General features: G+C 44.5%; 19 protein-coding genes. 1 reads left to right on the forward strand and 18 read right to left on the reverse strand.

The features are described from left to right. Positions 1-153: 153 nt before the first annotated feature. The 6 genes from NE473_RS27950 to NE473_RS27975 form a co-directional block, all read right to left on the reverse strand. Complete coding sequence (locus NE473_RS27950; protein WP_147348841.1) at positions 154-606, reverse strand: hypothetical protein; 453 nt, start codon at positions 604-606, stop codon at positions 154-156. 6 nt (positions 607-612) lie between these two features. Next, a complete protein-coding gene (locus NE473_RS27955; RefSeq protein WP_118042823.1) occupies positions 613-1,704 on the reverse strand; it encodes a tyrosine-type recombinase/integrase in 1,092 nt (363 codons plus the stop codon). A 146-nt stretch (positions 1,705-1,850) separates the two neighbouring features. Beyond that, positions 1,851-2,144, reverse strand: a complete 294-nt coding sequence (locus NE473_RS27960; RefSeq protein WP_118077833.1) for a hypothetical protein — start codon at positions 2,142-2,144, stop codon at positions 1,851-1,853. Then, entirely contained in the window at positions 2,141-2,425 is a 285-nt protein-coding gene (locus NE473_RS27965; RefSeq protein WP_118077831.1) for a hypothetical protein, read from the reverse strand. Before NE473_RS27965 ends, NE473_RS27960 begins: the two co-directional genes overlap by 4 nt. A gap of 40 nt (positions 2,426-2,465) precedes the next feature. Further along, the gene (locus NE473_RS27970) at positions 2,466-2,633 is read right to left on the reverse strand and encodes a ribbon-helix-helix protein, CopG family (RefSeq protein ID WP_118077829.1); all 168 of its coding nucleotides are present in this window, start codon (positions 2,631-2,633) and stop codon (positions 2,466-2,468) included. A gap of 63 nt (positions 2,634-2,696) precedes the next feature. Continuing rightward, the gene (locus NE473_RS27975; protein WP_256265459.1) at positions 2,697-2,900 is read right to left on the reverse strand and encodes a hypothetical protein; all 204 of its coding nucleotides are present in this window, start codon (positions 2,898-2,900) and stop codon (positions 2,697-2,699) included. A 74-nt stretch (positions 2,901-2,974) separates the two neighbouring features. On the opposite strand from NE473_RS27975, the gene NE473_RS27980 reads away from it, so the two are divergent. Further along, positions 2,975-3,760 (forward strand): DUF4393 domain-containing protein, encoded by a 786-nt coding sequence (locus NE473_RS27980; protein WP_256265460.1) that lies wholly within the window; start codon positions 2,975-2,977, stop codon positions 3,758-3,760. Positions 3,761-3,814: 54 nt separating this feature from the next. Here NE473_RS27980 and NE473_RS27985 read toward each other — a convergent pair whose 3' ends face one another. The 12 genes from NE473_RS27985 to NE473_RS28040 all read right to left on the reverse strand — a co-directional run. Then, positions 3,815-5,257, reverse strand: coding sequence for a DNA cytosine methyltransferase (locus tag NE473_RS27985; RefSeq protein WP_256265461.1), 1,443 nt, complete (start codon positions 5,255-5,257; stop codon positions 3,815-3,817). Between the two features lie 109 nt (positions 5,258-5,366). Next, positions 5,367-5,612: a hypothetical protein gene (locus NE473_RS27990; RefSeq protein WP_256265462.1), complete on the reverse strand. Its 246-nt coding sequence runs from the start codon at positions 5,610-5,612 to the stop codon at positions 5,367-5,369. Between the two features lie 19 nt (positions 5,613-5,631). Continuing rightward, the gene (locus tag NE473_RS27995; RefSeq protein WP_055651875.1) at positions 5,632-5,970 is read right to left on the reverse strand and encodes a hypothetical protein; all 339 of its coding nucleotides are present in this window, start codon (positions 5,968-5,970) and stop codon (positions 5,632-5,634) included. A gap of 28 nt (positions 5,971-5,998) precedes the next feature. Further along, positions 5,999-6,472, reverse strand: a complete 474-nt coding sequence (locus NE473_RS28000; protein WP_155560825.1) for a hypothetical protein — start codon at positions 6,470-6,472, stop codon at positions 5,999-6,001. A 15-nt stretch (positions 6,473-6,487) separates the two neighbouring features. After that, a complete protein-coding gene (locus tag NE473_RS28005) occupies positions 6,488-6,877 on the reverse strand; it encodes a hypothetical protein (protein ID WP_055651873.1) in 390 nt (129 codons plus the stop codon). Continuing rightward, on the reverse strand, positions 6,870-7,109 hold the full coding sequence (locus tag NE473_RS28010; protein WP_055651872.1) for a LexA family protein: 240 nt from the start codon (positions 7,107-7,109) through the stop codon (positions 6,870-6,872). Before NE473_RS28010 ends, NE473_RS28005 begins: the two co-directional genes overlap by 8 nt. Further along, positions 7,093-7,572, reverse strand: coding sequence for a hypothetical protein (locus tag NE473_RS28015; protein WP_155521625.1), 480 nt, complete (start codon positions 7,570-7,572; stop codon positions 7,093-7,095). Before NE473_RS28015 ends, NE473_RS28010 begins: the two co-directional genes overlap by 17 nt. 79 nt (positions 7,573-7,651) lie before the next feature. After that, the gene (locus NE473_RS28020; RefSeq protein ID WP_055651870.1) at positions 7,652-7,885 is read right to left on the reverse strand and encodes a hypothetical protein; all 234 of its coding nucleotides are present in this window, start codon (positions 7,883-7,885) and stop codon (positions 7,652-7,654) included. Then, the gene (locus tag NE473_RS28025; RefSeq protein ID WP_055651869.1) at positions 7,869-8,672 is read right to left on the reverse strand and encodes a hypothetical protein; all 804 of its coding nucleotides are present in this window, start codon (positions 8,670-8,672) and stop codon (positions 7,869-7,871) included. Before NE473_RS28025 ends, NE473_RS28020 begins: the two co-directional genes overlap by 17 nt. Positions 8,673-8,674: 2 nt before the next feature. Further along, positions 8,675-9,154: an HNH endonuclease signature motif containing protein gene (locus NE473_RS28030; protein WP_055651868.1), complete on the reverse strand. Its 480-nt coding sequence runs from the start codon at positions 9,152-9,154 to the stop codon at positions 8,675-8,677. A 129-nt stretch (positions 9,155-9,283) separates the two neighbouring features. Beyond that, a complete protein-coding gene (locus NE473_RS28035) occupies positions 9,284-9,802 on the reverse strand; it encodes a putative HNHc nuclease (RefSeq protein WP_333492639.1) in 519 nt (172 codons plus the stop codon). A 120-nt stretch (positions 9,803-9,922) separates the two neighbouring features. Continuing rightward, positions 9,923-10,437: ERF family protein (locus NE473_RS28040; protein WP_256265463.1), on the reverse strand; the 515-nt coding region annotated here is incomplete at its 5' end.

Genomic DNA, 10,437 nt, shown 5'->3' on the forward strand with positions numbered 1-10,437 from the left:
TTGTTAAGGCAGTAACATTAATACCCTGAAGTGGACTGCCAGTTACCGGGGCTTTTGTACTCTTCCGAAAAAGCGTGTCAGGGTTGTGTTTTATTGATACACTTTTCTCATTTTAAATTATAACACAGAAGGTCGGGACGAAACGGGACACTTTTATATTTTCCCTAATTCTCGTTGAACTTTTTTCTTACAAGCCTCCCCAGTATATCCCTCGCCCATAGCTTCGGCCACTTCATTCCATGTTTTTTCCTCGATAAAGAAAAATCTCATCATACGCCGTGTCTCACTGTCTGGAATTTCGTTTATGTACTCCTCTACATCAAGGATCATATTTTCGATCCGGGCAAGACGTAATTCCTGCTTTGCTTTCCTTTCCCGTAGCCTGGCCCTCTTGCGATTAATCTGCGTATTATCTTCATTTCCGTGTATCGTACAGATTCCGAGGGGCTTCTTCCCCCTTCTCCCCTTTGTAACCACGTCAGTAACTTCTTTGCAGATGGGGGCCATGGCCTGTATCTCTGCCTCCATCGCCTGTATCCTTTTTTCTTCGTCCACATATTCCCGCTTCAGGCTTGCACACTGTTTCAATATGCTCTTATCCATCATTACCTCCTATGCCGCGAATAACTCATGTACCTGTTTCATGGAATCATCATCGTCTATTATGTAACACTCAGACGTCGTATTTATATTGCTATGGCCGAGAATCCGCTGGATATCCTTAATTGACGCGCCATGCCTGGACATATATGTCGCAAGGTATGCCCGGAACATATGCGGGTGGAGATTAAGCCCGGAAAGCCGCCGATCAGACTCCACAATCGCGTTAAGCATATGCCGGATACTATCATCACTCAGCCGTGTGTATATCCCGCCCTTACGCCGGAAGTTGAGGAACAACGCCGGTTCGCAATCCGTGATCTGCCTACGCTCTGCCAGATACTCCTCCAGGTGTACCAGCGCCCGAGGTGTGAAGAATGCCGGCCGCTCCTTGCGCCCCTTGCCGTATATGATGCATTTACCGGCCCTGATATCAATATCATTAAGGTCAAGCCCGACAAGCTCACTCACACGCATTCCAGTCGCGATAAGGACCTCCACGACCGCCCTATCTCGTACCGTCTGGCAATCACACCGGATTATCTCCGCCTGCTCGTCCGTCAGTACTGTGCGCATCTTTTTCTCCGTCTTAACCTTGTTGATCTTGTCCATCGGATTCTTTTTGGGTTTCCGTGCCAGGCTGCCGCCGTCCTCGATCAAATCCTCCGACATGATCCACCGGTAAAAAGACTGTAAGGCGTGATACTTATTATTGATTGTCGTATCGCTGTTATGCTTAACGATCTGTCTCCAGGACAGGTATGCCCTTACGTCGTTGGTTGTGATATCAGCATAATGCTTTCTGCACCACTCAAAAAAGTTTTTAAGCTCTCCACGATAGTTCTCAATTGTTCCGGCAGTCCGTTTCTCTAACTGCATACACCGGAGCCACATTTCCACCACGCGCGGGGTATCGTCAATATACTCCGTTGGAAGCTGCCTGCCGGCGTAATCGTCTGCTAAGATCGTCTTGTCCATCAGATTCATATATAATGCCGCTTTCACCTGATTCAACCGCTCCTGCTCCGCCCACATGTCCATACTTGCCATCAATGTTTCCATCACCGTCATAACAAAATTGTCTGTATTAATCGCTGTCTGCATATTATAATCCTCCTCATGGTATGATTTTCCAGTTGATTTATCACGCCTGAGTCGGTTATAATATACTCAGGCAATAGCTAAGCGGTGGCGCATATCTTCCCGGATATCCACCGCTTTTTTCTTTTATCGCACATACGTTCTGTCTTTCAGTTTTTTATTTCCGGGGAGGTTATCCCCGGATTCTTTTTCTTACGCATCTGTAATACCAGATCAGGCCATAGCACGCTATCCAGTACACCACTCGGCAGCCGTACCAATGCAAAGCGCTTATAATGCTCCACAATCTTTCCGCGGTGCATCTCTCCGGTATGTCCCATGGAGTCGATCCCCTGGGCCTTGTAGGTATGTACAATTACTGTGCGACCGATCCTGTAATACCGCTGTGCGGCCTGTATCTCCTTCTGGGTTATGTACCCTGGTGGTATATTATCTTTTCTCACTCTACTATCCTCCTGACCTCCTCAATCATGTCAGAGCACCCCCGGCAATAAACCGGAGGGAATCCTTCCGGCGGTTCCATCTTGTCCACCTTATCCCGTACCTCTGCCTGCCACATATGCAGATACTCATTCTCAAGCCTTAAATTCAATATTTCGTTAGCTTGCTCCATTCGTTCTCGTTCTGCATCACCATCATTTGCCGCCATACATAAACTTATGGTTAGTACAGCAATCGCCCCGCCAACAAACAAAGCTATGACTATACCACATAAAACACCCATACCATTCTCCTTTCGAAAATCTCGATTTAGTTGTGTAACGTTACATATCGCTACACACTAAAAACATTTCCAGCGCCTTGCGGATCACCCAGGAGATGGAGCGGTCCTCTCGCTGACAATAGGCCATCAGCCGCTTAAACTGATCCGGCTCCATGCTTATATCCTGCCGTATGTATTTCTCTCCTTCTGCTTTTCTCGGTCTTGCCATGCCGGCCGCTCCTTTCCCTGTGTATTACTCCGTAAGTTTTTCTCAATCTCGATTTAGATAAAATTATTTTCCTATATCCTTACTACTTTCTAATATGCTATCTACAACAAAATTCATAGCCTGATCTAACTCAATACCTTTATTATCTGCGACTTTTTCTGCTATGGCCTGACATATTACTGTAGCCATAGTTAATAAACTTAATAATTTTCCCATACTAAATACTTTCGCTTTATTTTTTTTGTTTATACATAATAAAAGTCCCATATTTCCTCCTAAACATTGATTTTTGACTACTATCTGGTAAAATAAAATTATTACAAATGAAAGGTTGTGTTAATATGACAAATGGTATAAATAAACTGGCTGAAAGTGTTGCTAATGCAATCCATACAGTTCCTGAGTTATACAACGATGCACTAAAGCCTTCTGCCATAGAAGCAGGAAAAACCGCTGCGCTTCTTCTTAGGACTATTAATGCTGCACTCTCCCCTTTAGAAATCTGGGTCCTTAATAAAGAATATAATGTAGCAGAAACTAAAAAACTTTTGGCACTTAAACTCGAAAACATTTCTCCTGATAAAATAGTTACTCCTGAACCATATGTTGCAGTTCCTGCTATACAAGCTATTTCATATGCAATGAACAGCGAGGAGCTAAGAGATCTGTACGCCAATCTTATCGCTAAATCTATGAACATTGATACTAAGGATACTGTACATCCTGCATATATTGAAACAATCAAGCAGTTGTCTCCAGATGATGCAAAATACTTCAAACATATTTACTCCTTAGATATTAGACCAATGGTAGATACATTACTTACTTTTCCAAATTCCTTGATAAAAAAAGTCGTTCAAAATAGTAATACATTTAGTAAAAATTATACTAATAACTTTCCATTATCCATTGATAACCTTTCACGTTTAGGTCTTATTAATATTCCAGACGGAGTTTGGTATGGAGATGATTCTATATATGAACTACTAATTAATTATTTAAAAACAGAGTTCACTTTAGAGTCATATAAATCAGATTACCCAGATGCTCAAGGAATTATATTTTCTAAAAAGCGAATTGACATAACCGATTATGGACATAATTTTTTTAATACCTGCGTTATCTAAACTTCTACTCCTCCTATTATTCTGGGAGGAGTAATTCAGTAAATGATCGTTTTGTTAAGCAAACCGCAGCTGCTCCTTGCTATCGTCTATCCTCATGTTCGGCATTCTCTCGCCTACTTTCAGATACGGACAATTTGCAGATACGAGCGCCTGAGCCATTATCGGCACCACGCTATTCCCGATCCGCGCCACCTGTTCCCCGACCGGGTACGGCTTGCCCTCAATATCCCGATTAAGTATATAATCCTCCGGGAACCCTTGCATTTTCTTAAGTTCTTCCGGTTTTAACATACGGAGAAAGATATCTTTTATGAGATACTGTTCTCCATCAATATCAGTGACTACATTCACGAGGCCGAATCGATCCTTCGTTGTGATGGTCCCCAGCGGCTTCCCCGCTTCCTGCCCGCAGCCAGTGCCGTAATACTTAATCAGGAATGCAGATATAAGTCCAAAATGCCCCGGTGATGTGGTGATTGTATGCAACGGTTCTTCGCACCCTTGTCCTGTTCCGGATTTGTAAAATTTAGTAACGAACGCCGTAACCAAACCATACCGGTTACTGGTATCAATTGTCTTTATCGGCTCCGTCAGAAGTTGTCCGCGCGAATCGCCTGCCCGCGTCTCTCCGTGGTACTGAATCATGAAGGCAACGGCGCTCTGATTGTTAACTATGTATGGTTGTGGGTTGTTGACAACGTACTTTACATACCCGTTTGCAATCCGCTTCATGGTGGCATCTGCCAGCGGCCGCGGCCGGTCAAATATGGAACGCCCCAAGTCCGACCAATCAATATAATCTCCGCATTCCAACCATTTCTGCCGGCCATCTGCTCCGCTCTTACTGTGCGTTGGCTCCGGCCATGCAATAGGCTTCCCGTCCCTCCGGAAGATTGCATACCAGCGCTTCCGCGTTGTAGGCGCTCCGAAATCTGCCGCCACCAGTTCCCGGCTGTCAAAATCATATCCCAGCTTTTTCATGGCCGCTATGAATCGTTTGTAATCCTCCCCGGCCCTTTCTTTTATCGGGTGCCCTGCCTCGTCCAGCGGTCCCCACTGCTGTATTTCCTCGACGTTTTCCATCAGGATTACGTCCGGAAGAATTGCCTTTGCGTGCTTATACACCGCCCACGGCAGGATTCTAAGCCCCTTGCTACGTGGCTGTCCTCCTTTTGCCTTGCTGTGACTGGTGCAATCCGGAGACGCCCACATAAGCGCTACATGGCGGCCAGCAACATATTTTTTAAGATCGACCTTAAATATATCCTCGGTCAGATGCAGCGTATCCGGATGATTAACTTTGTGCATTCGGATCGCCTGCGGATCATGATTGATAGCTATATCAACCGGCCGTCCCAGTGCCATTTCTATTCCTACACTTGCCCCGCCACCTCCGGCAAAGCAATCTATAAGCAAGTCTTTCTTTAACGGCCCTATAGAATCTGTAATCTCTATCTGACCGTCACATTCGTAGTTTTCAAATACTTCAAATCCCATTTTTTCGAAAGAAGCCGGGAATTCCCGTTACGGTGGCCACCGCTCCGGCCTCCTTTCTCTGCACCATTTTCGCGACGTCAGGAAAATGGTTTATCGTTCAAATATCAGTTTAATGAATTATCGCCTGCCCACATGAAGAACATCTTCCTGCATTTACACAATCTTCTGTGGTCGTTTCTCCGCAATTCGGACAAGGATAAAAACCGTTCCCGTATTCGCATGTCTTGTAAACATCTTTTTGCATAGAAGCTGTGGCAATTTTATATGCTTCTTCGATATCAGAAAAACTTTCTCCCTCATTTGGAATAGTCGTTTTTCTACTTATAATTTCTATGGCTTTTTCAATATCCATCATGATCCTCCTCTCGGAAATATTAATTTAACTCTTTCCTGATTGCTTCTGACAACTCCGTTTCCCGTCCATAACAGTTCTCTATGCACTCAGCAGCACGTTCTAGCAACTCCTGTCTTTTTTGGTATCGGATTTGCAAGCAAGCTATTTCGGCCAGTTGCAAGCTAGACAATATTTCCTCCGGCTCCCGACCGGTATCTTCATAGGCTTTTAATTTCTGTACAATTGATATATATTCCTTATAATCTGCCGAATCTTTCCTGAAATATGCCGGCCCCCAAAGGTGTCCAAAACAATATAACTGTTCGTGAGAACTACCATCTGCATGTTTTACTATCTGGCTGTCTGTAATTCTTTTCATAGGCACATCTTCTTTCTAAAAGCTTAAATTAACTGTCTCTTCTCGCCGATCTAAACATCATTAGCAGCATTTCTGACACTGGTCTTAACCTATCCTGTCTCACCGCTTTTTTAACAGATTTTAAATCATACCATTCACCACGATGATTTTTCTTTTCTGGAATATACACGCCTACACGGTAAGGTATTTCGTTACGAACCTTTTCATAAACTTCTTGCGGCATAACATAATAGTTGAAATCTCCCAGAAAATTATGCCCGTTTTTTGAACGAAAATCTTCAACAGAGGATTTCACTTCATAACAGTAAAAATCTCCTTTTTCGATTCCGGACACCGTATTGTTGACCGGCTTAAACATCATGTAGTCCACGCGCACCGCATTACTGGTGGCATAGTCAAACGTAACTTCTCTGGCCCAGTAAATCCTCGGATCATTATGTGGACTTATGTACTTTTGTATTGATAGTGACAACAGCGCTGTAATCTCCGGTCTACTGCTCATTTCCCCTCCTAAATCTTAATTTTTTAACTCAATCAGGGCATCGAATATATTTTTCGATAACTCATAATGTTTACAGCGCTTTGATTCATTTTTTATAACCAGATCACCGGTTATTCCAAACATCTCCGAAACATCGGTTCGCTCCTGCTTATTTGTGCAATTTCCGTTCACATTCCATGCACAGTTAGCGCACTGTTTCTTTATCTGGATTTTTTCGGCAGCATGGCTTAGCTTGCCTAACATACAATCGCAGCCCTCGTCAACTGTACTTGACGGTATATACCGGCTGCGTCCGGTACCGTAATCCACTTCATCGTATCCATCACGGTAGGTATATGTTCGGGTTTTCCCGCAATACGGACATAATTTTTCAAGTGTCTTTCGCTGTGGTGTAGTACTATACATTTTCCTGATCCCCTTTCCATTCGATCACCAGCTCCGGTACCGTTATACATCTCGGCTGCCCTGGCACCATCTTGATAATCCCGGCGTCTGCCATCTGCTTGAGATGCAGGTGTACGCTGCTCGTGCTCTCCAGTCCTACGCCTTCCCCGATCTCTCTCACCGAGGGCGGCCAGCCGTGGGCTATAGTGTACTGGACTATGTAGTCCCTGATCTGCTTATGACGCTCTTTCATGGTCTGCCTTTCCGGCCTCGTGAAGCATCTCAGCTACGGTCTCCGCAAATTTCTTTTTCAGGTCTATATCATTGTCAACAAGTTCTTTACTTTTGATGCTCCGTTTGCTTCTGGTTTTCTCTCTGTACCTTGCCTCTGCCGCCTCGAAGTCAGCACCATTTTTTCGCATCTCCCGCCATACTGCCGCATAGGTTGAGCAGCCGTTTGTACTCCTGTCTGCTCTCGCCTCAATAAGTGGTTGAATGATCTCCTGTCTTGTCAACGCAAGTTTTGCAGCTTCCGCCGCCTGAGCTTTCTCTTCTCGTAATCTGCATTCCTCCTCAAAATTGAAAAGGATTGATTCGAAAAGATTCCTTAACTTCTCGCTCTGTGAAATGGCCTCAAGTGTTGATGGTTTTTTATCCGATCTGCCTTTACAGTCTTTTACTTCCTGCGCCAGGCAGACCCCATACTGCCGATCCATCTTAAGATATATTTTCCGCAGCACGGTATTTAACGAATCATTCTGCTTCGGATATCTCTTCGCCAGTTCAGTACCTCTTTTATTCATGTTCATTTTCCAGATCATGCACGGGTCCGGCTCCCCTTCCTGTTTTCTGACCGGCCCTGCTGTCTTCTTTTTTTTCCGCCGGAGGCTCCGACTCTGTATTTATCATTTCCTGCAGCTCCCGTAATCTGCCGTCAAAGTATGTAATCAATTCCGTTCTGAGTTCCGCAAATTTGGAATCCATGTATACCCTGTCAACAAAGTTTTCGGGATTATATCTCTTTCCCATGTTCACCATCTCCCATATTCTGTAGTCCCTGCATTACCAGAGCGTCATAATCAACCTCACGCTGTGGGAACTGCTGGAACTGGTTTGTTTTCTGTTTTCCTGTCCTTCCTTTGTCCTTCTGCTCAGCTTCTTTCACCGCATTTATCACCCATTTGCGGATTGCCAAATAATGACTCTTTGCTTTATAGCCTTTCATCTCGATATACTCATCAAGAAACGTGACTGCTTTTTCCGCCATCCCCTCGCCGTACTCAGCCTGTAGTTTTCCCTTTTCATCATCTGTTAACATAACATGTTTATATTCGCCATATTTGTGTTTTACTTTAACGTCAGGTGAGGGTGGAGCGTCAGCGGAAGCCGGTATATTATTATTAATCTTATCTATACTAATCTTATCTAATCTAATCTGAGAAGCCGAAATGGATACAGGCTGTACACATTCTGTATCCAAAGTGTATACGCCGGTCTCTGTCTGGGTCAAAAGTGCCTTTTCTTCGAGGTGGATTGTCTCCTTGTAGCGGTCCCTCTGGATGTAGTTATGGACCCACCAATGTGTGATTACACAAATCCCTTTTTCCATCTGGATTATGTAATTTTTTGCCACCAGAATCTTATAATCATCCTCACTGGCTCCAATGCTACGCATGATCTTTTTTGCATTGTCAAGGAATCCATCGTCATCCGCCCTCATACCAAGATGGAAGTAAAGCGCCTGGGCTGATTTCGGCATATCCAGGAACATATCGCTGTCAATAATTGCCTTTGAGAACATTCTCTTGTTTGCCATGTCTACACCTCAATTCCTGTTTTTCTGGCGTTCTGTGCCGGGGTAACGATCCGCAGGTTGTCTTTCCGGTTGTCCGCCCGATTATGGTTGATATGGTCAATCACAAGCCCATCACCGCGATACTGGCCGACTAACAGCTCATGCATTCGCATCATTTTTCCGTTTACCCTGGCCTGTGGGTATCCATCTATTCCGATCGACCATGAATGTTTTGACAGCCGGTCTACATCTTCGGCATCTACGTTAATTTCATCACCCTTGTGGGTACGTATAACATAGCTATTTGTATCCCTCTTTCCGCGTGTCTCCTGCTCTTCCTTCAAGCAGCCACAGGACTTTACATTCCCCAGTCTAAGATGCTCTCCTTTGACCAATTTGTCTTTTCCGCAGTTAAGACATTGACACTTCCAGTATCCCTTTCCTGCATATTCCCGAGCCACCAGAAACCCAAAATGCATACCGCTTAAATCTATATAACTCAATTGTAATTCCTCCTTTGTTCCCCCGCCGCTAGACGAAAGACGGCGGAGGCAGTACCATGGCAATTATTATGTTCGTGACACATTAATTCTTGCCCCCTATCTAAAGGCTCGTTTCAGAGCCGACAAGGCTTATTCTTTATATTTGATACCGTATACCTTATATTTCTCTGCAAAGCTGTTAAAACCGGTTGTATGAGCCTCTGTATGATGCACACGGCACAGACATATCTTTCGATGATCCGAATCATCAAGCGTCCTGCGATCATTTCCCATCCCGATTGCATCAACATGGTGGACTTCTCCCGGCCTTCCGCAGATAGCGCACTTTTTAAGCTTCAGACATGCATACAGGTAATGTCCAATATCATCAGTGCGGTTAAGCGCGAAATCTAATAGCGGTACTCCAGCTTCCAGCGCATAATCCAGTATCGTGTTGATATATTCCCGGGCCGTATCCATAGAGCAAGATGAGAGCGAAAAGTACTCGCAGCCTGTACGGTAAATATGCAGATACTTAAGCCACTCTTTCATGACTTCCGGCATCTCTCCTGTGAAAGCTGCAATGTCGTTAATCGTTGCGTATGCTTTCTTCCGCTGCTCTGCGCTTATGTGCCGTCCATCGTCAAGCCAGACGTTACATGTCCGCATGTGCTTTTCCTCCAGCGGACCCATAAGGTTTTTACCTGGAATGAACACCTGCAAATACGTCCCTTCCTCTACTGGCTTGTAAGCCGTTATATGTGCAAATTCATACATGCCATCACCCCACTAATTAAACGGTAATCCATTATCATCTGGCGGCGATAATTGTTTCATTTCATCGTCTGAGACTGGAGGTGGTATCTTCTCTTTATCCGGCTTCGATTTAAGCACCTTTACAGCTTCGCTATACTGGTCAGCCTCCATCTCCTCCAGAGTCTTAAGACCATAGTTCTTTAAAAGCCCCTTTATTCCAACGCCTGTTCTTTTCAGCTCCTCTATAATTTCGTTTCGCTGGTCCTCATTGATTTTCCCGTTGGAGTCAGCATCTTTGTTATCATCGATACAGAACAGGCCATTAAGCGCATATTTTCGGGCGTAACTGCTTGTACTTCCAGTTATTTGAGAAGCGTCCATGCCCTTCTTTTCTTCCTCTTCCCGTGCATATGCCTTATTGGTAATTTCGGCCCCGGTCTCGCAATCAACAAATTTTGCAATGCCCTTAACATAATACCGGTCCCCTATCTGCTCTATCTCATCGTTGAGGAAAAGCACAGCATTCACAGATTTTAAAAGCGGTTTTA

The organism is Hungatella sp. SL.1.14, from assembly GCF_024460495.1.
Classification (GTDB): Bacteria; Bacillota; Clostridia; order Lachnospirales; family Lachnospiraceae; genus Hungatella; species Hungatella hathewayi.